This window comes from Streptococcus oralis subsp. tigurinus, from assembly GCF_002093545.1.
In the GTDB taxonomy this organism is placed as follows: Bacteria; Bacillota; Bacilli; order Lactobacillales; family Streptococcaceae; genus Streptococcus; species Streptococcus oralis_C.
In genome coordinates, this window is sequence record NZ_LNVF01000001.1 from 1 (window position 1) to 21,356 (window position 21,356).

Consider the following 21,356-nt stretch of genomic DNA (forward strand, 5'->3'; position numbering starts at 1 on the left):
GAGATGTCAAGGTAACAAAAGAATGGGAAGATTCAGCTGGTAACGATGTATCTGCGCCTGTAGATAGTGTCAAAGTAGAACTCTACAAAGACGGCGTAGCCACAGGTCAGGTACAAGAGTTGAAGTCAGCCAATAACTGGACAGCCACCTTTGAGCAATTACCAGTATCCGCGACTTTGGGTGGAGCAGCTCATGAGTACACCATCAAAGAAGTTGGCGAAACGTTAAACAACATTTCACTTGCAGGCAAGTGGTATGGAGTCGGTTACGCAGGAAGCATGAAAGAAGGCTTCACGATCGCCAATAAGGAAAAGACTCCATGGGCTCCAATGATTCCACCAACCCGAGATGTTAAGGTAACAAAAGAATGGAAAGATTCAGCTGGTAACGATGTATCTGCGCCTGTAGATAGTGTCAAAGTAGAACTCTACAAAGACGGCGTAGCCACAGGTCAGGTACAAGAGTTGAAGTCAGCCAATAACTGGACAGCCACCTTTGAGCAATTACCAGTATCCGCGACTTTGGGTGGAGAAGCCCATCAGTACACCATCAAAGAAGTTGGCGAAATTTCAAACAACATTCAGCTTGCAGGCAAATGGTATGGCGTCCGTTATGAGGGAAGCATGAAAGAAGGCTTCACGATCACCAACCAAGAAAAGACTCCAACAAAACCTTCTACACCAAATAATCCAGAATCGAATAAACCAGAGGTACCAAATACAAGTAATAACAAGACATTACCTAATACAGGAGATGGAAGCAACGTATCCCAATATGTATGGATAATGTTAACCTCAGGAGTATTACTGATGCTAATAGGATATAGACGTAAAAATCAAGGATAGTAGAAATAAGGAATAACTTCACTACTGTAAAGGATAGTGCTTAGAAGTCATGGGCAACTGTAGTGGGGAACATATAACTAAGTACGAGAGAGAATCAGATTGGTTCTCTCTTTTTGATATTCAAAGCAATGAGAATTCTAGTTTTAAAGTTGTCAAAGTTCTTCAAGTTTTGTGTCAGGTTATGGATGAAACTTAACGTTAAGGCTCTTATTATCGGCAGGCTTCTTCAGGCAATTTGAATATTAAGATTTACCTACTTTAGAAATGATAGAGCTTGCTAATTTCAGAAAATTTCCCCACTTTTTCATAAAGTGTGGTAGAATAGAAGAACTAAAATGACAAGGGGATTTATATGGAACAAACATTCTTTATCATTAAGCCAGATGGTGTGAAGAGAGGTCTAGTTGGCGAGGTTTTGAAAAGAATTGAGCGACGTGGTTTCAAACTCGAAAAATTAGAGTTACGTTCAACAGTTTCAGAAGATTTGATTGACCAACACTATCGCGACTTAGTTGGAAAAAGTTTTTATCCTCCTATCCGCCAATTTATGACCTCAGGTCCAATAATTGTGGGAATCATTTCAGGTCCCAAGGTAATTGAAAGCTGGCGTGACATGATGGGAGCTACTCGTCCAGAAGAGGCTCTTTCGGGGACAATCCGGGGAGATTTTGCTAAGGCGGCAGGAGAAAATCAAGCCATTCAAAACGTCGTACATGGATCAGATTCAGAAGAGTCAGCTAAACGAGAAATCGCCCTATGGTTTAAGGATTAGATTAGAAGAGAACAGTTCTGTGAATGACGGAACTGTTTTTTGTACCGTTCAGCGTCCTAATGTGACATTTCGGAAGTCATTTATCATTTTCTAATCCTGTCAGAGTATAATTTCTTATACGGAGGAAGAAAAGGAAATGATGAAATCAATTCGTGTTTTATTATTATTAGCTGTCGCTCAAATTTTATTTGGAAGTTGTTTATTGTGGGAGGAATCATTTTTATCCTTAAGAGAAGGAAATGTCTATTTTTTAATTCTCATAGTGGGAGTTTCTGGCTTTTGTGCTGGGATTAATTATTTCCATACCTTGGGTCAGAAAAGTCATAGTATTTTGCATTCTGCAGAGAAAGTAAAGCTTATCCATAATCTTCTTTTAATCATCAATCTTTTAGCCAGCTGTTTCATTTTATCAGAAAGTATCCAAGTTGGTACTGAGCTTCAGCAGGATCTAGTTGACCTCTTTTTGCCTTCATTCTTTTTCTTGCTGGGAGTAGATCTATGGATTTTCTTACCTTTTGATAAATATATTCGGGATATGGACAACCATCTCAACAAGAAGAGAACGGTTGTGATTTCCGTTTTAGGCACGATTATTTTCTTGAGAAATCCCGTAACGATCTCCTCCATTCTCCTTTATATCGGTCTCGGTTTTTTATGTGCGCGTTTCCTCTTTCCAAAATCCGTGCAAAGGGAAATTTCATTTTACGGACATGTGATTCGCGATGTTTTATTTGTTATTTGTATTTTTACCTTTTTCTGAGAAAGGCAAGGAGAACTATAAATTTAGAATAGTAAGTCTATAAAGAAAATTCACACAAAAGAAAACTTTTTGGTATAATAGTAACATGTACACAAAAAATGAAGAAGAGCTTCGAGCTCTCGGAGAAAGATTAGGTCATTTGCTTCAAAAAGACGATGTTCTGATCTTGACGGGAGAGTTGGGTGCGGGTAAAACAACCTTTACAAAAGGCCTTGCCAAGGGTTTGGATATCCGTCAGATGATTAAAAGTCCAACTTATACTATCGTGAGAGAGTATGAAGGGCGTCTGCCACTTTACCACTTGGATGTCTACCGTATCGAAGGAGACGCTGATTCTATTGACTTGGATGAGTTTCTCTTTGGTGGCGGTGTGACTGTTATTGAGTGGGGGCATCTTTTGGGTGAGGATTTACCAGATTCCTATTTGGAATTGGAAATTTTGAAAGAAGCAGAGGGTCGTTGTCTTCATTTTACGGCTCATGGCCCTCGGGCTGAACAACTCATCAAGGAGCTTCATGATGGAGTATGAGTTGTGCATTCGTGAGGCAGAGACTTCAGATGCTACAGCTTTGATTGCATTTTTAGATTGTGTCGGTCAAGAGACAGACCTCACTAGCCTAGATGAAAATGGTATCATGATGACAGCGTCTGAAATGGCTCTTTTTATCGAAAAACAAGCTGCATCGGAGAATCAAATTACTCTTCTCGCCTTACTGAATGATGAGATTGCAGGTATCTTAAATATCACAGCGGATCAACATTTAAGAGTTCGGCATATTGGAGATGTTTTTCTAGCAGTTCGCAAGAAATTTTGGAACCAAGGCTTGGCGACAATACTCCTAGAAGAAGGCATCGAGTGGGCTAAAGCCAGTGGTGTCTTGCGCCGTTTGCAACTTAGTGTACAAAAACGAAATGAGGCTGCTATCCACCTCTATTCAAAAATGGGATTTATCATAGAAGGCTTGCAAGAAAGAGGAGCCTATTTAGCAGAAGGGATATTTTTAGATGTTTGTCTGATGGGCAAATTGATAGATGAATAACAAGATGATTAAAAAATTAATTGGAATGGTTCTAGGTTTCCTAGCAGTAACAGTTTTAGGTGTAGCGGTTTATGGCTATACCATCTACCAACAGGGAACAGAAACCCTAAGTAAAAAGACTTACAAAAAAATCGGGGAAGAAACCAACGTTATCGAAGCGACGGAGCCACTGACTATCCTCTTGATGGGGGTAGATACGGGAAATTCGGAACGTACAGATCCGTGGGCAGGGAATAGTGATTCTATGATACTCCTGACGGTTAATCCCAAAACAAAGAAAACCACTATGATGAGTTTGGAACGGGATATTTTGACTAAGATCGAGAATGAAAATGGCCAAGTTCAGGAAGCCAAACTCAATGCGGCCTATGCTAATGGTGGTGCGGAACTTGCAATTTCTACTATTCAAAAGATGATGAATATCCACATTGACCGCTATGTAATGGTCAACATGCAAGGCCTTCAACAATTGGTGGATGCAGTTGGTGGGATCACCGTCAACAATACACTTGGTTTTCCAATTTCTATCACTGACCAAGAAGAGTTTAATAAGATTTCCATTGGTGTTGGGGAACAAAACTTGAATGGTGAGGAAGCCTTGGTGTATTCGCGGATGCGTTACCAAGACCCTGAAGGAGACTACGGCCGTCAAAAGCGTCAACGTGAAGTCATTCAAAAAATCGTTGAGAAGGTTTTGAGCCTAAACAGTGTGAGTCATTATCAAGGTATCCTCAAAGCTTTGAGTGATAACATGCAGACCAATGTGGACTTATCAGCTAAGAGCATTCCACAATTGCTCGGCTATCAAGATTCTTTCAAGAATATCGAAACGCATCAATTGCGTGGGGAAGATGCTGAGCTGCAAGGAATCTCCTATCAGATTGTCACTTCAGAACATATGCTCGAGATGCAGAATCTCTTGCGTAGTTCACTGGGTAAAGAGCCAGTGACAGAATTGGAAACCAATGCGGTACTGTACGAAACAGCCTTTGGCCGGACAGCGCCTTCAACCAGTACTAGTGTTTCAAACGAAGAGGTAGAATAAAACAAAGAATCAAATCGTAGGAAATTTCCTGCGATTTTTTCAAAAAAATTCGAATAGATAAATAGGAGGAAAAATGAAAGCAGAAATTATTGCTGTCGGAACAGAAATTTTAACAGGGCAGATCGTCAATACCAATGCTCAGTTTTTATCAGAGAAGTTAGCCGAAATCGGGGTAGATGTTTATTTTCAAACAGCTGTCGGAGACAATGAAGCTCGTCTCATGTCCTTGCTAGAGATTGCGAGCTCGCGTAGCAGTCTAGTCATTTTGACAGGGGGTTTAGGGCCAACTGAGGATGATTTAACCAAACAAACTCTGGCAAAATTTTTTGGGAAAGCCTTGGTGTTTGATCCTCAAGCTCAGGAAAAACTTGATCACTTTTTTGCTCAAAGGCCAGACTATGCTCGGACACCGAATAATGAGCGCCAAGCCCAAATTGTAGAAGGGGCGACTCCACTGCCAAATGAGACAGGCTTAGCGGTAGGAGGGGTATCGGAAGTAGATGGCGTGACCTACGTAGTCCTCCCAGGACCGCCAAGTGAGTTGAAACCTATGGTCTTAAATCAGCTCTTACCTAAGTTAATGACTGGTGCCAAGTTGTACTCACGAGTGCTCCGTTTCTTTGGGATTGGTGAAAGTCAGTTGGTGACCATTTTGGCGGATTTGATTAACAATCAAACAGATCCGACCTTAGCTCCTTATGCCAAAACGGGAGAGGTGACCTTGCGCTTGTCTACAAAAGCAGTCAGTCAAGAAAAGGCTGATCAAGCATTGGACATCTTGGAAAATCAAATCTTAGATTGCCAGACTTTCGAGGAACTTTCTCTGCGAGACATCTGTTATGGATATGGGGAGGAGACCAGCCTAGCAAGTGTCGTTGTAGAAGAGCTAAAGAAGAGACAGAAAAGCATTACTGCAGCAGAGAGCTTGACGGCAGGCCTTTTTCAAGCGACATTAGCAGACTTTTCAGGCGTTTCTGCCATTTTTAATGGCGGTTTTGTCACATACAGTTTAGAAGAAAAGTCCAAGATGCTGGATATTTCCGAGCAAGAGCTGAAAGAACACGGGGTCGTTTCAGAGTTTACGGCTAAAAAAATGGCAGAGCAGGCACGGCTCAAGACTCAGTCTGACTACGGAGTTAGTTTGACAGGTGTGGCTGGGCCAGATAGCCTAGAGGGTCATCCAGCTGGGACAGTCTTTATCGGCTTGGCACATGCAAAAGGGACAGAAGTTATCAAGGCTAATATCGCAGGGCGGAGCCGAGCAGATGTTCGTCAGATTGCGGTCATGCATGCCTTTAACCTAGTTCGCAAGGCTTTATTAAGTGACTAACTTTTGATATAATAGTAGATAGGTCTTAGGACTATTAGAATACAGGAGAATAGAATGGCGAAAAAACCAAAAAAATTAGATGAAATTTCAAAAAAATTTGGAGCGGATCGTGAAAAAGCCTTGAACGATGCTCTTAAACTGATTGAAAAAGACTTCGGTAAAGGCTCAATCATGCGTTTGGGCGAGCGTGCGGAGCAAAAAGTGCAAGTCATGAGTTCAGGGTCCTTGGCTCTTGACATTGCTCTTGGTTCAGGTGGTTATCCTAAGGGACGTATCATCGAAATCTACGGACCAGAGTCTTCTGGTAAGACAACGGTTGCCCTTCACGCTGTCGCACAGGCACAAAAAGAAGGTGGTATTGCAGCCTTTATCGATGCGGAACATGCTCTTGACCCAGCCTATGCTGCGGCCCTTGGTGTAAACATTGATGAGTTGCTCTTGTCACAACCAGACTCAGGTGAGCAAGGTCTTGAAATTGCAGGGAAATTGATTGACTCAGGTGCAGTTGACCTCGTCGTTATCGACTCAGTTGCAGCCCTTGTACCTCGTGCGGAAATTGATGGAGATATCGGAGATAGCCACGTTGGTTTGCAGGCTCGTATGATGAGCCAGGCCATGCGTAAACTTGGTGCTTCTATCAATAAAACCAAAACAATTGCCATCTTCATCAACCAATTGCGTGAAAAAGTTGGGGTCATGTTTGGAAATCCAGAAACAACACCTGGTGGGCGTGCTCTGAAATTCTACGCTTCAGTCCGTTTGGATGTTCGTGGAAGCACACAAATCAAAGGAACTGGTGACCAAAAAGATACCAATGTTGGTAAGGAAACCAAGATCAAGGTTGTTAAAAATAAGGTGGCTCCACCGTTCAAGGAGGCCTTTGTTGAAATCATGTATGGAGAAGGGATTTCTAAAACTGGTGAGCTCTTGAAGATTGCAAGTGACCTTGATATCATCCAAAAAGCAGGAGCATGGTACTCTTACAAGGGTGAAAAAATCGGGCAAGGATCTGAGAATGCTAAGAAATACTTGGCAGATCATCCGGAAATCTTTGATGCTATTGACCATCAGGTTCGTGTTCAATACGGTTTGATTGAAGATGAAGAAGGAACAACTCCTACTTCTGTCGTTGAAGATCTAGCACCTAACCAAGAAGTGACACTTGACCTAGGCGATGGACTTGAAATCGAAATTGAAGAATAACATAAAAAGTAGCAGATAGGAACTGCTACTTTTTATGTTTATTTCAGATGAAAGAACTAATGATCACTAAAACGACGGTATTCGATGTGAAAGTCAAAATAATGTTCATCCTGTAACTTTTGGAAGATGTCGCGATAGGCTTCTTCGTCAAAATGGTCGCCACGGTAGAGAATTTCAAAACTCAAACCATCGTACTCTAGAAAAGCGTTGGCTGTTTTAAAGCCATTTTGGCGATAGAAATCCATGCGAGCCTTTCTCTGCTCCAAATTATCGCATTCTTCATCCAATCGCTCGACTTCCAGCAACATGGTTCGCTGGTAAAAATCAGTCAGCTTTTCGATGATTTCCTTTCCGTACCCGTGGCTTCTCAGGTGGGGCATGATGGCAAAAAAGCTGATATAAAAGGCTTTTTGATTGGAGATGGAGAAGGCAAAGCCGACAAACTCTTCTTGGTTATAAAAGGCAAAGAAGTGGGCGTCATCACGGTCCTGATAGCGCAAAAATTCAGAAAGAGGGACCCTCTCTTCCTCGGGGAAAGCTTCGTTATTTAGCTTTTCAACTTTATCAAGATCTGGAAACACATCGGTTATTAATTGACTGGTCAAACTCATAAATGACCTCCTTTTCTTGATTATAGCAAATTGTCTCTCTGTAAGCAATTGATTTCAGGATTCGTTAAAGAATCTTGTCGGTCCCCTGGAAAGCTGATATAATATCTTTATGAATAAAAAACGAACAGTGGACCTGATTCATGGCTCCATTCTTCCCTCACTTTTGAGCTTCGCCCTTCCAATTCTGTTGTCCAATATCTTCCAACAACTATATAATACAGCTGACGTCTTGATTGTAGGGCGGTTCCTTGGACAAAAATCCCTAGCAGCAGTAGGAGCAACGACGGCTATCTTTGATCTGATTATCGGCTTTGCCCTCGGAGTTGGAAATGGGATGGGAGTTGTCATCGCTCGTCTTTACGGTGCTCGTAATTTTGCTAAGATTAAAGAAGCTGTTGCAGCAACTTGGATTCTGGGTGCCATCCTGAGTGCTCTTGTCATGCTGATAGGCTTCTTCGGTCTTTATCCACTCTTGCAATATTTAGAGACACCTGTAGAAATCCTTCCTCAATCCTATGAGTACATCTCCATGATTGTTACCTGTGTAGGGGTTAGTTTTGCTTACAATCTTTTTGCAGGCTTACTGCGCTCGATTGGCGATAGCCTTGCGGCTCTTGCATTTCTTATCTTTTCAGCTATCGTTAATGTGATCTTGGATTTGTATTTTATTACGCAACTGCATCTGGGAGTTCAGTCTGCGGGTCTTGCAACCATTATCTCGCAGGGTTTGTCAGCAATCCTCTGTTATTTTTATATTCGTAAGAGTGTTCCAGAACTTCTTCCGGGTCTCAAACATTTCAAATGGAATAAGGCTCTCTATGTGGATCTCTTGGAGCAGGGACTAGCCATGGGTCTGATGGGGTCAATCGTCTCTATCGGAAGTGTCATTTTGCAATCCTCTGTCAATAGTTTTGGTGCAGTCATTATCAGTGCTCAAACGGCAGCACGGCGAATCATGGCCTTTGCCTTATTACCAATGACAGCTATTTCAGCATCGATGACGACTTTTATCTCTCAAAACTTTGGAGCGAAACGTCCCGAACGTATTGTTCAAGGTCTTCGTTTAGGGAGCTATTTGAGTATGTCTTGGGCAGCCCTTGCCTGTATTTTCCTATTTTTTGCCAGTCCTAGCCTAGTTTCTTTCCTAGCAAGTTCGACAGACAGCTACTTGGTAGAAAACGGGACCTTGTACTTACGTATCAGTTCTGTATTTTATCCATTTTTAAGTCTTTTATTGATTTATAGAAATAGCTTGCAGGGACTAGGCCAAAAACTTTTGCCCCTCGTATCTAGCTTTATCGAGTTGTTTGGAAAAATTATTTTCGTAGCTTGGATTATTCCTTGGACAGGCTACACAGGTGTTATTCTCTGTGAACCGCTACTCTGGGTTGTGATGACTGTCCAACTTTACTTCTCCCTTTCCCGACACCCTTGGATAAAAGAAGGCAAGAAAATCGTGGCAGTCGGAGGGAAATCCTAGCTTGCTTTGCAAAAGAAAATCCATTTCCTCTAGTGAAAATCAGCTAGACTTGTGTTATAATAAGAAAGATTAAAATGTGAAAAAAGGAGATTCCTAATGGGACGTAAATGGGCCAATATCGTAGCCAAGAAAACGGCTAAAGATGGAGCTAACTCTAAAGTATATGCAAAATTTGGTGTAGAAATCTATGTAGCAGCTAAAAAAGGGGAACCAGATCCAGAATCAAACACTGCTTTGAAATTCGTTATCGATCGTGCTAAACAAGCGCAGGTGCCGAAACACGTTATCGATAAAGCGATTGATAAAGCAAAAGGAAACACAGACGAAACCTTTACAGAAGGACGTTACGAAGGATTTGGACCAAATGGTTCTATGCTGATTGTGGATACCTTGACTTCAAACGTCAACCGTACCGCAGCTAATGTTCGTGCAGCTTTTGGAAAAAACGGCGGAAACATGGGTGCTTCAGGTTCGGTTTCATACCTCTTTGACAATAAGGGTGTTATCGTATTTGCAGGTGAAGATGCGGATGCTATCTTTGAGCTTTTGCTTGAAGCAGACATTGATGTGGATGATGTAGAAGCAGAAGAAGGAACAATCACTGTTTACACAGCTCCAACTGACCTTCACAAGGCTATCGTTGCCCTTCGTGAGTCAGGTATCCAAGAATTCCAAGTGACTGAATTGGAAATGATTCCTCAGTCTGAAGTAGAATTGTCAGGTGAAGATTTGGAAACCTTTGAAAAACTTTACAGCGTTCTTGAGGATGATGAGGACGTCCAAAAGATCTACACAAATGTCGATGGATTCTAATAAAAAAGCGAACAGACTTGCTAGCTGTTCGCTTTTTATATTTGAGATTAGATTCTGGAACCAGAATCTCTTTGCTGCTGGCTTTTTCCTAGGCCTACAGCTATTTTATGAACTAGTAAGAGTTGACCATTATCCTGTTTTACAAAGGTTAGAGTAACGGTCTTGATTCTATCATCAATGCCAATATAGGTAATTTTCTTTGTGTCGTAGCCCTCAATAGTGGAATCAAACTCGGAGTCTGGCAGTCCGTGTTTTTTGATAATATCCTTGTAGTTGGTACCACCTTTTCCTTTGTTATCAAGGTCACCTTCAATTAAAGCGTCGAACTGTTCTTGTGTCCAAGTGAAGGTATCGTCTTCTTCCTCATCTTCGGGGAGTGAATCAATGGTATCATCTGTCAAGTCGCGTTCCATTGAGGAGCTAGCTTCTCTATAGGAACGGTTAAACTCTCTGATAAAATCTTTGTAGACATTAGCGTACAGTATCTGGGTCGTAAAGAAAAGTACAACAGAAGCAACTGCGAGAGATGTTCCGATAATGGCCATTGTTTTCCGTTTTTTGAGATTGGCAATAAGTCCGATAATACCTAAGATCAACGCGACAATAGCGATGAAAAACGATAGATAGTTAATAAACGGGATCCAGGACCCTAAAAGTGCGATGGCTCCAAAAATGGTTGCTAAAATCCCTAAAACTTTTTGTTCTTCTGGTTTCATTTGAACGTTTTCTCCCTTCATCAAGTGAATGGATTCCTATCCACAGTAGCTAGTGCTTATTATAGAGAAAAAATTCTCCAATGTCAATTCAGACTAAAATAGTTCTCTAGGAAACTTTTTTCTTGACATCTCTTCTGAAAGTGATAAAATAGTTCTCATGGAAACTTAATTAGTTCTCCTGAGAACTATATTCAATCGTGAGAAAGGAGCAATCATGGACAAGCCGATGTTGATGTTTAAACGCTTTGGGCACCAGGTTCACCTGATGGTACAGAAAGAAGCCAAGCGTTGTGGCATTGAATTTATGGGTGGACCGCAAGGGCAAGTTCTGCGTTTTTTAGATCATTGTGAGCAAAAAGAGGAACTGGTCTTGATTAAGGATATCGAGCAGGAACTCAATATTACTAAATCTGTGGCGAGTAATTTAGTCAAGCGCATGGTACAAAATGGTTTGGTTGAGCTAGAGGCCAGCCCGAGCGATAAGCGGGCAAAGTTTGTTCGCTTGACGGAGAAATCGCGTTCGCAGATGCAAGAAGTTAAGGCTTTTTTTGATCGGATTGATCAGAGTCTGCTAGACGGGGTTTCAAAGTCAGACTTGGCAATTTTTGAAAAGGTTCTCGGTCAGTTGCAAGAAAATGTTGAGAAGATAGGAGGAGAGGATGAAGAAACTCGCTAAACGTATTACAGGAAAAGAGTGGGGGATGATCGTTCTTACGATTCTATTCACTTGTTTCTCGGTCTATCTCGAGTTAGAGGTGCCGACCTATATTTCACAAATTACAGAATTACTCGGAACGCCCGGAACGCAATTGGGTGAGCTCTGGTCACCAGCTGCGAAGATGATTGGTTTGTCTTTATTGGCTTTCTTTTCATCTGTTATGGTTGGTTTCTTTGCCGCTCGCGTTGCAGCATCCTATACAACCCATCTACGCACTGATGTATTTCATCAGGTTTTGGATTTTTCGCAGACAGAGATCAAACGTTTTTCAATCCCAAGTCTTTTGACTCGGACGACCAATGATATCACTCAGATTCAAATGCTTTTTACTATGGGACTCCAGGTGGTCACACGTGGACCTATCATGGCTATTTGGGCCATCGGTAAAATCCTTGGCAAGTCGGAATACTGGCTCTGGGCAGTCGTTGTGGCTGTTATTGTGAATGTCTTGATGACCACTATTCTCATGACTCTGGCCTTTCCAAAACAATCTGTCATCCAAAAATTGACAGATAAACTCAATAGCATCACTCGTGAAAGCTTGACTGGGATTCGAGTTGTTCGTGCATACAATGCGGAAGATTACCAAGATGAAAAATTTGAAGCAGCCAATGATGAAGTGACGCGTCTCAATCTCTTTGTCAATCGATTGATGGCGATTATGAACCCGATCATGATGGCCATTTCAAGTGGACTAAGTTTAGCCATTTACTGGATTGGTGCCTATATCATCAACGACGCAAGTTTGGCAGAACGTTTGCCACTCTTTAGTGATATGGTGGTCTTCATGTCCTATGCTATGCAGGTCGTGATGGGCTTCCTTCTCATGGGAGCACTCTTTATCGTTCTTCCTCGTACCTTGGTTTCGGCAGGACGTATCAATCAAGTATTGGATCTGCATCCTTCTATTGAAAATCCTAGTCATGCACAGACGGCGGATCCTTTAATTCAAGGACAAGTGGAATTCCGTGATGTGACTTTCCGCTACTCTAAAAATTCTGAAGCAGTCGTGGAACATGTCACTTTCAAAGCAGAAGCGGGTCAAACCGTAGCCTTCATTGGATCGACTGGATCAGGTAAGTCCACCCTAGTCAACCTCTTACCTCGTTTTTACGACGTTTCAGATGGAGAAATCCTAGTGGACGAAGTTAATGTTCAAGACTATGACTTGGAAGATTTGCGCAACAAGGTTGGTTATATTCCTCAAAAAGCTGTGCTCTTTTCTGGAGATGTCAAGGAGAACTTAGATTTTGGTAAGAGCAAAGAAACTCCTCTAAGCGAAGCTACTATGTGGCAAGCCCTTGAATTGGCCCAGTCTAAAAGCTTCATAGAGGATAAGGAAGCAGGTCTTGCATCAGAAGTAGCCCAAGGTGGAACCAACTTCTCAGGAGGTCAAAGACAGCGTTTGGCCATTGCGCGTGCCTTGGCTCGTAAACCAGAGATTCTCATCTTTGATGACTCTTTCTCAGCCTTGGACTACAAGACAGATCGTGTCCTTCGCCAAGAGCTAGCTGAGAAAACAAAATCCATGACCAAGCTCATCGTAGCGCAACGGATTTCTACTATTATGGACGCCGACCTGATCTTAGTTTTGGATCAAGGTAAAGTCGTGGGACAAGGCACCCACAAGGAACTTCTTGCAACCAACGAAGTCTACCAAGAAATTGCCTACTCACAACTATCGAAGGAGGAATTGGAACATGGAAAATAAAAAAGTTTCGGTCTGGAAACAGTGCAAACCTTATATGGCAGGCCTCCAACTCCCTCTCCTAATAGCAGTTGTGGCTGCAGTCATTTCAAGTATCATTACCGTTTATGGTCCAACTAAGATTAAAGAAATTACTAACTTGATTTCAGATGGCTTGATGACAGGAATTGATTTAGAGGCTGTGTCAAGTATTGCTAGCTTTTTAGTGATTCTCTATGTATTTGGCGCCATCCTTAACTATACACAGGCCTATATCTTTTCAACGAGTATCCAACATTTTTCAAAACGCTTGCGGACGGCTATCGCTGAAAAGATTAATCGTTTGCCACTTGGCTATTTTGACCGTCATTCACAAGGAGATACCCTTTCGCGCGTGACCAATGATGTGGATACAGCAGCGCAATCTCTCAACCAAAGTCTAGGGACAGTTCTTTCAGCTAGTTTCTTGTTGATTGCTGTCTTGGTGACCATGTTTGGGATGAACTGGATTTTGGCATTGGTAACCGTTGTATCAACCCTTGTTGGTTTTGCAGCGGTTTCCGTAATCATGGCCAAGTCACAGGGTTATTTTAAAGCTCAACAAAATAATCTAGCAGCCGTCAATGGTTATGTGGAAGAGATGTACTCTGGACACAATGTAGTGACCAGCTACAACGCAGTAGATACCTCCAAAGCGAGATTTGCTGGTTTAAACCAAGACTTGCATGACAGTATCTGGAAATCTCAATTTATCTCTGGTATCATGATGCCAGCCATGATTTTTGTTGGGAACTTTAGTTATGTATTAGTCATCATCGTTGGGGCCGCGCTGGCGTTAGAAGGGCATATCACTATAGGGATTATCGTAGCCTTTATGATTTACGTACGGACCTTCTCTCAACCTCTGTCACAGATTGCCCAAGGGATTACGAGCTTGCAACAAGCGAGTGCAGCCATGACTCGTGTATTAGAATTTTTGGCTGAAGCAGAGATGCAAGATGAATCTCATAAGGAAAGACAATTGAGCAACATGAAAGGGGAAGTAGTCTTTGATCACGTGTCCTTTGGCTATACACCAGAGCGCACCATCATCCATGACTTTTCTGCGACAGCTCATGCAGGTCAAAAGGTCGCAATCGTTGGACCGACTGGAGCTGGTAAGACAACCATTGTCAATCTTTTGATGAAGTTCTATGAGATTGATGAGGGAAGCATCCGTATTGATGGTGTTGATACCAAGGACATGAAGCGCTCGGAAGTACACGATGCCTTTTCTATGGTCTTGCAAGACACTTGGCTCTTTGAGGGAACGATTCGAGAGAACCTGATCTATAATCAGACAGACATCAGTGATGAGCGGATGATGGAAGCCAGCAAGGCTGTGGGAATCCACCACTTTATCATGACCTTGCCAGACGGTTACGACACTATCTTGGACGATACCGTGACCTTGTCTGTCGGACAAAAACAACTCTTAACCATTGCTCGTGCTTTGTTGAAAGATGCACCGCTCTTGATTTTGGATGAAGCGACATCCTCAGTCGACACACGTACAGAGGAGTTGATTCAAAAAGCTATGGACCGTTTGATGGAGGGTCGAACTTCCTTTGTCATCGCCCACCGCTTGTCAACTATTCGTAATGCCGACTTGATTCTTGTCATGAAAGATGGCAATATCATTGAGCAAGGAAACCATGAGGAGTTGATGGCGCAAGGTGGCTTCTACGCTGACTTGTACAATAGTCAATTTACAGAAGACGAAGCAGAAGAATAAATCTAAAGAAGGCTTGACGGCCTTCTTTTTCTGCACTATACTAGAAGACAAATGCCTCACCGGTAGACAAAAACAAGGTAATGAATGAGAAGTATAAATGAAAAATTATCAAGAATGGTATCGAAATATCAGCTCCAGGCTCACCAGTCATCCCACCCTTCTATTTCTGTTACGCAGTTTTAATCGCTTGATGACAGTCACCATGCCCCTGGTCTATCTGATTTTGCTAGTCACCACTTACCTGAAACTAGGACTGGGTCAGCAAGTTGGGATTTATTTGTTTATCCCTGCCTCGGGCTTTGTGATTTTGTCTCTTTTTCGTAAGAAAATCAACCACCCGCGACCTTATGAAACTTGGGACATCAGTCCTCTGCTTGAAAAGGATAGTTCGGGACAGTCGATGCCCAGTCGCCATGTCTTTTCGGCAACTATTATCTCCATGGCCTGTCTGCATGCTAGTCTACCTGTTGGCTTAGCATGCCTGCTCTTTTCAGCTTTGCTGGGATTGGTGAGGGTTTTAGGGGGTGTGCATTATCCAAAGGACGTCTTGGTTGGCTATATTTGCGGTCTGGTGTGGGGGTTCCTTTTCTTCCCATTCTGACATGTAAGTTAAGCTAGTCCTACAACCACTTACTGCTTCATATTGACCACTTGCTTTTTTACCCTTGTATTCCTAACTTAGCTTTGATATAGTAGAGTCAGAAAGGAGATGTGATGAAGTTACGAATTGAGATTGACGGCAATTTAGAGGAGACTGAAATTGTCATCAAGACCCCTGCTTTGACAGATGAAATTGCAGACTTGCAACGGCTCTTGCAAGAGTCAAAGGCTCCGAGGTTAACTTTTTACAAGGGAACAGGTGAATATTATCTAGACCTGTCAGAAATTCTCTTCTTTGAAACAGAAGGGAGCAAGATCTACGCTCATAACCAGAAGGAAGCTTATGAGGTTCGCCTCAAGCTCTATGAGTTGGAGTCTATCTTGCCTCGCTATTTCAGTCGGGTATCCAAGTCGACCATTGCAAACATCCGTCAGATTTACTCAGTGGACAAGTCCTTTTCAGGAACGGGCACCATTTCCTTTTATCAGACGCACAAGGAGGTTCATGTCTCACGACATTACCAGTCCCTCCTAAAAGAAAATCTAAGAAACATGAGGTAAAAAACATGAAAAAGAAAGCATTTGGTATTGTTTTATTGGTTTTAGCAGCTTGGATCTTGCTGCAAGGAAATTTTGGCATTCCTTCTTTGGATGGTAAGATATGGCCTTTGCTAGGAATTGTTTTTTTTGCTTATAAGTCCATTGAGTCCATCCTTAGACGCCATCTAACTGCGGCAGTTTTTACAGGTTTACTGGCACTCATCATTGCAAATTACGCTTATGACTTGTTGCCAGTTACAAATCATTCTCTCATCTGGGCTAGCATCTTAGTGGTACTCGGTGTTGGTTATCTGACACATTCAAGTAAGTTCTGGTATGGCAAAAAATGGTGGTACAACGGTGAACGAACAGTCGTCACGGATAAGGAAGTCGCTTTTGGTAGTGGAACCTTTTATAAACAAGATCAAGATCTTGTAGACGACCAAGTGGAAGTCGCTTTTGGGGACGCTAAAATCTACTATGATAATGCGGAGATGTTAGGTGATTTTGCAACTTTAAATATTGAAGTGGCCTTCGGGAATGCAACCGTCTATGTTCCACAACACTGGCGTGTCGATTTGAAAGTAGAAACCTCCTTTGGTGCAGCTAAGGCAGATGCTCCTGTAGCGCCAACAAACAAAACCTTGATTATCCGTGGGGAAGTCGCTTTTGGTAAACTTGGAGTTGTTTACGTTAAATAAAAAAATAGTTTAGGCCCTTGATAAATTCGAGAAAGTGTGATAACATAGTACGGTATGTGGTGCTAGCACATCCGCTATATTAGATCTAATAGGAGGAAAACACAATGGCTAAAGTATGTTACTTTACAGGTCGTAAGACTGTATCAGGAAACAACCGTTCACACGCGATGAACCAAACAAAACGTGCCGTAAAACCAAACCTTCAAAAAGTTACTGTTCTTATCGATGGTAAACCTAAAAAAGTTTGGGCTTCAGCTCGTGCTTTGAAATCAGGTAAAGTTGAACGCGTTTAATAAAAATGAAAAGACCGCTTAGGTCTTTTTCTTTTGCTCTAGAGATAAAACCATTTGAAAAATAGAGCAGTACTCTTCGAAAATCAAATTCAAACTACGTCAGCTTCGCCTTGCTGTACTCAAGTACTGTCTGTGGCTAGCTTCCTAGTTTGCTTTTTGATTTTCATTGAGTATAAATATCCGCCGATACAGCATTCTGCTTTTACACTTGGGCTGAAATATGATAAAATAGAGTATCAACTAGTTGAGGTAAAAAAAATGACTGTAAAAATTAATACAAAAGATGGTCAAATCGAACTGACAGATGAAGTGATTGCAACCGTAGTAGGTGGTGCCGCAACTGAGATTTTTGGAGTGGTCGGTATGGCTAGTAAAAATGCCCTCAAAGACAATTTCCAAGCCCTCCTTGGTAAGGAAAATTATTCTAAGGGTGTTGTCGTGAAGGCAGCCGAAGATGGTAGCATCGCAGTTGATGTTTATACCGTGTTGAGCTACGGAATAAAGATAAGCGAAGTGTCAAAAAACATTCAAGAGCGTGTTCGTTTTAGTCTAGAAAATCAACTAGGAATTACTGCTCAGACTGTGAATGTCTACATTCAAAATATCAAAGTTGTAGGAGAATAATCGTGTCAAAAATTACTACCAGTTTATTCCAAGAGATGGTGCAGGCTGCATCAACTCGTTTGAATAAGCAAGCAGAATATGTCAATTCATTGAACGTCTTTCCAGTTCCAGATGGAGATACTGGGACAAACATGGGAATGACCATTGAAAATGGTGCGAAAGAAGTAGCAGACAAGCCTGCTTCTACAGTTGGAGAAGTAGCGAGCATTCTTGCCAAAGGGCTCTTGATGGGGGCGCGTGGGAACTCAGGGGTTATCACTTCTCAGCTCTTCCGTGGCTTCTCCCAAGCTATCAAGGGAAAGGATGAATTAACAGGTCAAGACTTGGCTCTTGCCTTCCAATCTGGTGTCGAAGTAGCTTATAAAGCGGTTATGAAACCAGTTGAAGGAACTATTTTGACTGTTTCTCGCGGAGCAGCTATTGGGGCTAAGAAAAAAGCCGAGGAGACAGATGATGCTGTTGAGGTCATGCGTGCAGCCTTGGAAGGCGCAAAAGCAGCTTTGGCTAAGACACCAGAAATGCTTCCAGTCCTTAAGGAAGTTGGTGTGGTAGACTCAGGTGGTCAAGGTTTGGTCTTCATCTACGAAGGATTCCTTTCAGCTCTTACTGGTGAATACAGTGCTTCTGAAGACTTTGTAGCGACTCCTGCCAACATGAGTGAAATGATCAATGCAGAGCACCACAAGTCTGTAGCAGGTCATGTGGCAACTGAGGATATTACCTTCGGTTACTGTACGGAGATTATGGTAGCTCTCAAACAAGGTCCAACTTATTCTAAGGACTTTGACTACGATGAATTCCGTAACTACTTGAATGAACTCGGTGACTCGCTCCTTGTTGTCAATGATGATGAAATCGTCAAAGTTCACGTCCATACAGAAGATCCAGGTCTTGTCATGCAAGAAGGTCTCAAATATGGTAGCTTGATCAAGGTAAAAGTGGACAACATGCGTAACCAACACGAAGCGCAAGTTGAAAAAGAAGCAACTCAAGGCAACAAGCCTGCTGAAACAAAAGAGTATGCCCTTATCGCAGTAGTAGCTGGTCAAGGTTTAGCAGATATCTTCCGTGCCCAAGGTGTGGATTATGTCATCGAAGGTGGTCAAACAATGAACCCTTCAACAGAAGACTTTATCAAGGCTGTTGAACAGGTCAATGCTCGCAACATTATCTTCTTGCCAAACAACAAAAATATCTTTATGGCAGCTCAATCTGCGGCTGAAGTGCTTGAACAACCTGCTGTTGTGGTAGAAGCACGCACAATTCCTCAAGGTTTGACCAGTCTTCTTGCCTTTGATCCAAGCAAATCAATCGAAGAAAACAAAGAACGTATGACTGCAGCCCTCGGTGATGTTATCAGCGGTAGTGTAACAACAGCCGTTCGTGATACAACTATCGATGGATTAGCAATTCATGAAAATGACAATCTTGGTATGGTAGATGGGAAAATCCTCGTGTCAAATCCTGACATGCATCAAACCTTGACAGAAACCTTGAAACATATGTTGGACGAAGATAGTGAAATCGTGACTTTCTATGTCGGTGAAGATGGAAGCGAAGAACTTGCCAATGAAATTGCCCAAGAAATCGCAGAAGAATTTGAAGATGTTGAAGTAGAGATTCACCAAGGTCAACAACCTGTATATCCATATCTTTTCAGTGTGGAATAAAATTTAATAGATAAAAAAGAAAGTTGATTTTGCAACTTTCTTTTTTTATGACATTTGTCATATTTCCTAGTGACAGAAGCATCTAGCTCCGTTAACTTCAAAGGACTATAATTGAAGTATGAAATGGAGGAAGAAGAAATGAAAAATAAAATGATTGTCGCAGTGAGTTTAGTAGCAGCAGGAGTTATGACCTATCTCATGTTTTCAGGATTGGACGCGGGTTTCTATCATTTTCCTTGGGAGCTATTTGCTGGCTTTGGAATGATGTCTTGGCTTGTCAGAGAAGGTTTGAAATTATTCAGAGATGTGAAAAAGGAGTTTGAGGAATGAAAAAAGCAATCATCTATTTCTTTATCGGCCTGTCACTCTTGGTATGGTTAGTGGAAATGTTTACTGGTTGGTTTGACCAAACCTTGCTTCGCCAATGCATTCGTGGTGCTTGGGGTTTTGGATTTATGGTTTTCGTTGTTTTCCCTTTGGGAATGAAGTGGTTGAAAGGAGAATCTCATGACTGTGATTAAGGTTGAGAAATTGAGTAAGAAAATAAAAGACAAGGAAATCCTGCGGAACATCTCCTTTGAAATCAACGATGGTGAATGTGTCGCCTTGATCGGGCCTAACGGAGCAGGAAAAACAACCTTGATTGATTGCCTCTTGGGCGACAAGTTCATGAGCTCAGGTCAGGTCGCCATTCAAGGGTTTGCACCAACAGATCCTCGATTAAAGCAGCTTATGTCTGTCTTACCCCAAGAAAATGCAGTTGTCGAAAGCTTGAAAGTGAAAGAACTTCTATCATTTTTCAAGTCACTTTATCCCGACAGTCTTTCAGACAAAGAAATTGATGACTTGCTTAGATTCTCATACAAGCAGAAAAATCAGCTAGCGGGCAAGTTGTCTGGTGGGCAAAAACGCTTGTTCTCTTTTGTGTTGGCACTAATAGGTCGTCCGAAAATTCTATTTTTAGATGAGCCAACTGCTGCCATGGATACCTCGACACGTCAGCATTTTTGGGAAATTGTTAATCAGTTAAAGAAAAATGGTGTCACCATTGTCTATTCTTCTCACTATATCGAAGAGGTAGAGCATACGGCTGACCGCATTTTGGTGCTCCACAAGGGAGAATTGATTCGCGATACGACGCCTTATGCCATGCGTGGTGAAGAACAAGAAAAACACTTTACTGTACCTTTAATTTATCAGGAAGTTATCAGCACTTTGGACCAGATTCAAGGGCTTGAAATCAAGCAAAATGCTCTTTCCTTCACAACCAAAGAAGCCAGCCAGGTATGGAAAGTCTTGCAAGAACAGGGCTGCATGATCGAAGAAATTGAAGTTCGCAATCGAACTCTCTTAGACAGTATCTTCGAAACGACTCAAGACTAAAGGAGATTGACGATGAAAAATATGACAAGTCTCATGAAAGTGGAAATCATTCTGATGAAACGGCAAGCAGTCTACTACTTGCTATCCATCGGACTTCCAAGTGTGTTTTACCTTATCTTTTCTGGTATGATGTCAGGGTCAGATATTCCAGAAATTGCTCTTCAAGCCTATCTTTTTGCCATGACGCTCTTTAGTATCATGTCAAGTGCTTTTTTCAGTATCCCAAGCACACTCGAGTCTGATAAGACAAACAACTGGCAAAAATTGATTCAACATTCTCCCGTATCTATGGTAGAATATTATGTATCAAAACTGTTCAGTACCCTACTGACTTTCTTGTTATCAATTACAGTTGTCTTTTCAGTTGGTCATTTTGTCCGTGGAGTGACTCTGCCTTGGCTTGACTGGATGGTAATTGGTGCTATTTTGCTGATCGGAAGCGTGGTCTTTATCAGCATGGGGGTCTTGGTGAGCTTGCTACCCAGTGCTCAACTGATGACGGTTGTTGGAAATATTGCCTATATCGCTTTGGCTGTTCTAGGTGGACTGTGGTTCCCCTTGGATTCCTTCCCAGAATGGCTCCAATCTATTGGAAAGCTGACTCCAACCTATCAACTGATGCAGGTCGTCTCTACTTATTTGGAACACCATGAATTTAATATTCTTTCTGCCTTGGTTGTGCTAGGCTATACAGTTTTCTTTGGTGTACTGGTAATCCAGCTGAAAAAAAGGATTGAGGTAAAATAAATCT

Annotated in this window: 25 protein-coding genes; 23 read left to right on the forward strand and 2 right to left on the reverse strand. The window is 42.0% G+C overall.

Going from position 1 to position 21,356, the window contains the following annotated elements; genetic code table 11:
• The 8 genes from ATE34_RS00005 to recA form a co-directional block, all read left to right on the forward strand.
• Window positions 1-845 (forward strand): Cna B-type domain-containing protein (locus ATE34_RS00005; protein WP_084910493.1); only part of this gene is annotated, 845 nt, incomplete at its 5' end.
• 352 nt (window positions 846-1,197) lie between these two features.
• The gene (gene ndk, locus ATE34_RS00010; RefSeq protein ID WP_000438307.1) at window positions 1,198-1,617 is read left to right on the forward strand and encodes a nucleoside-diphosphate kinase; all 420 of its coding nucleotides are present in this window, start codon (window positions 1,198-1,200) and stop codon (window positions 1,615-1,617) included.
• 136 nt (window positions 1,618-1,753) lie between these two features.
• The gene (locus ATE34_RS00015) at window positions 1,754-2,377 is read left to right on the forward strand and encodes a hypothetical protein (protein WP_084910495.1); all 624 of its coding nucleotides are present in this window, start codon (window positions 1,754-1,756) and stop codon (window positions 2,375-2,377) included.
• A gap of 85 nt (window positions 2,378-2,462) precedes the next feature.
• Window positions 2,463-2,906 carry a tRNA (adenosine(37)-N6)-threonylcarbamoyltransferase complex ATPase subunit type 1 TsaE gene (gene tsaE / locus ATE34_RS00020; RefSeq protein WP_000288252.1) on the forward strand — a complete coding sequence of 148 codons (444 nt, stop codon included), beginning with the start codon at window positions 2,463-2,465 and terminating at the stop codon, window positions 2,904-2,906.
• Window positions 2,896-3,417 carry a GNAT family N-acetyltransferase gene (locus ATE34_RS00025; protein WP_000455522.1) on the forward strand — a complete coding sequence of 174 codons (522 nt, stop codon included), beginning with the start codon at window positions 2,896-2,898 and terminating at the stop codon, window positions 3,415-3,417. The genes tsaE and ATE34_RS00025 overlap by 11 nt, the downstream gene beginning before the upstream one ends.
• A gap of 4 nt (window positions 3,418-3,421) precedes the next feature.
• On the forward strand, window positions 3,422-4,462 hold the full coding sequence (lytR, locus tag ATE34_RS00030) for a glycopolymer--peptidoglycan transferase LytR (protein ID WP_000592173.1): 1,041 nt from the start codon (window positions 3,422-3,424) through the stop codon (window positions 4,460-4,462).
• Between the two features lie 73 nt (window positions 4,463-4,535).
• Window positions 4,536-5,792 (forward strand): competence/damage-inducible protein A, encoded by a 1,257-nt coding sequence (locus tag ATE34_RS00035; protein WP_084910497.1) that lies wholly within the window; start codon window positions 4,536-4,538, stop codon window positions 5,790-5,792.
• Window positions 5,793-5,846: 54 nt separating this feature from the next.
• On the forward strand, window positions 5,847-6,995 hold the full coding sequence (gene recA / locus ATE34_RS00040) for a recombinase RecA (RefSeq protein ID WP_084910499.1): 1,149 nt from the start codon (window positions 5,847-5,849) through the stop codon (window positions 6,993-6,995).
• Between the two features lie 56 nt (window positions 6,996-7,051).
• On the opposite strand, the gene ATE34_RS00045 is transcribed toward recA, so the two are convergent.
• A complete protein-coding gene (locus tag ATE34_RS00045) occupies window positions 7,052-7,606 on the reverse strand; it encodes a GNAT family N-acetyltransferase (protein ID WP_084910501.1) in 555 nt (184 codons plus the stop codon).
• A 109-nt stretch (window positions 7,607-7,715) separates the two neighbouring features.
• Here ATE34_RS00045 and ATE34_RS00050 point away from each other — a divergent pair, with 109 nt between their 5' ends.
• The gene (locus tag ATE34_RS00050) at window positions 7,716-9,086 is read left to right on the forward strand and encodes an MATE family efflux transporter (RefSeq protein ID WP_084910503.1); all 1,371 of its coding nucleotides are present in this window, start codon (window positions 7,716-7,718) and stop codon (window positions 9,084-9,086) included.
• Between the two features lie 96 nt (window positions 9,087-9,182).
• Window positions 9,183-9,899: a YebC/PmpR family DNA-binding transcriptional regulator gene (locus ATE34_RS00055; protein ID WP_084910505.1), complete on the forward strand. Its 717-nt coding sequence runs from the start codon at window positions 9,183-9,185 to the stop codon at window positions 9,897-9,899.
• Between the two features lie 47 nt (window positions 9,900-9,946).
• Here ATE34_RS00055 and ATE34_RS00060 read toward each other — a convergent pair whose 3' ends face one another.
• Window positions 9,947-10,636: a DUF308 domain-containing protein gene (locus tag ATE34_RS00060; RefSeq protein ID WP_084910507.1), complete on the reverse strand. Its 690-nt coding sequence runs from the start codon at window positions 10,634-10,636 to the stop codon at window positions 9,947-9,949.
• 193 nt (window positions 10,637-10,829) lie between these two features.
• On the opposite strand from ATE34_RS00060, the gene ATE34_RS00065 reads away from it, so the two are divergent.
• The 13 genes from ATE34_RS00065 (at window position 10,830) to ATE34_RS00125 (ending at window position 21,352) form a co-directional block, all read left to right on the forward strand.
• The gene (locus ATE34_RS00065; RefSeq protein WP_084910509.1) at window positions 10,830-11,291 is read left to right on the forward strand and encodes a MarR family winged helix-turn-helix transcriptional regulator; all 462 of its coding nucleotides are present in this window, start codon (window positions 10,830-10,832) and stop codon (window positions 11,289-11,291) included.
• Entirely contained in the window at window positions 11,275-13,044 is a 1,770-nt protein-coding gene (locus tag ATE34_RS00070; RefSeq protein ID WP_084910511.1) for an ABC transporter ATP-binding protein, read from the forward strand. The genes ATE34_RS00065 and ATE34_RS00070 overlap by 17 nt, the downstream gene beginning before the upstream one ends.
• Window positions 13,034-14,794 carry an ABC transporter ATP-binding protein gene (locus ATE34_RS00075; protein ID WP_084875929.1) on the forward strand — a complete coding sequence of 587 codons (1,761 nt, stop codon included), beginning with the start codon at window positions 13,034-13,036 and terminating at the stop codon, window positions 14,792-14,794. The genes ATE34_RS00070 and ATE34_RS00075 overlap by 11 nt, the downstream gene beginning before the upstream one ends.
• A gap of 97 nt (window positions 14,795-14,891) precedes the next feature.
• A complete protein-coding gene (locus tag ATE34_RS00080; protein ID WP_084875927.1) occupies window positions 14,892-15,395 on the forward strand; it encodes a phosphatase PAP2 family protein in 504 nt (167 codons plus the stop codon).
• Window positions 15,396-15,508: 113 nt separating this feature from the next.
• Window positions 15,509-15,955 (forward strand): LytTR family DNA-binding domain-containing protein, encoded by a 447-nt coding sequence (locus ATE34_RS00085; protein WP_000776582.1) that lies wholly within the window; start codon window positions 15,509-15,511, stop codon window positions 15,953-15,955.
• 5 nt (window positions 15,956-15,960) lie between these two features.
• On the forward strand, window positions 15,961-16,635 hold the full coding sequence (locus tag ATE34_RS00090) for a LiaF transmembrane domain-containing protein (RefSeq protein WP_084910514.1): 675 nt from the start codon (window positions 15,961-15,963) through the stop codon (window positions 16,633-16,635).
• 104 nt (window positions 16,636-16,739) lie between these two features.
• The gene (gene rpmB, locus ATE34_RS00095) at window positions 16,740-16,928 is read left to right on the forward strand and encodes a 50S ribosomal protein L28 (RefSeq protein WP_001140948.1); all 189 of its coding nucleotides are present in this window, start codon (window positions 16,740-16,742) and stop codon (window positions 16,926-16,928) included.
• A 258-nt stretch (window positions 16,929-17,186) separates the two neighbouring features.
• A complete protein-coding gene (locus ATE34_RS00100) occupies window positions 17,187-17,552 on the forward strand; it encodes an Asp23/Gls24 family envelope stress response protein (protein ID WP_000216435.1) in 366 nt (121 codons plus the stop codon).
• A 2-nt stretch (window positions 17,553-17,554) separates the two neighbouring features.
• Window positions 17,555-19,222: a DAK2 domain-containing protein gene (locus ATE34_RS00105; protein WP_084910516.1), complete on the forward strand. Its 1,668-nt coding sequence runs from the start codon at window positions 17,555-17,557 to the stop codon at window positions 19,220-19,222.
• A gap of 123 nt (window positions 19,223-19,345) precedes the next feature.
• The gene (locus ATE34_RS00110; RefSeq protein ID WP_084910518.1) at window positions 19,346-19,552 is read left to right on the forward strand and encodes a hypothetical protein; all 207 of its coding nucleotides are present in this window, start codon (window positions 19,346-19,348) and stop codon (window positions 19,550-19,552) included.
• Entirely contained in the window at window positions 19,549-19,743 is a 195-nt protein-coding gene (locus tag ATE34_RS00115) for a hypothetical protein (RefSeq protein ID WP_084910520.1), read from the forward strand. Before ATE34_RS00110 ends, ATE34_RS00115 begins: the two co-directional genes overlap by 4 nt.
• Complete coding sequence (locus ATE34_RS00120) at window positions 19,730-20,605, forward strand: ABC transporter ATP-binding protein (RefSeq protein ID WP_084910522.1); 876 nt, start codon at window positions 19,730-19,732, stop codon at window positions 20,603-20,605. The genes ATE34_RS00115 and ATE34_RS00120 overlap by 14 nt, the downstream gene beginning before the upstream one ends.
• Before the next feature lie 12 nt (window positions 20,606-20,617).
• Entirely contained in the window at window positions 20,618-21,352 is a 735-nt protein-coding gene (locus ATE34_RS00125) for an ABC transporter permease (RefSeq protein WP_000794227.1), read from the forward strand.
• Window positions 21,353-21,356: the final 4 nt, after the last annotated feature.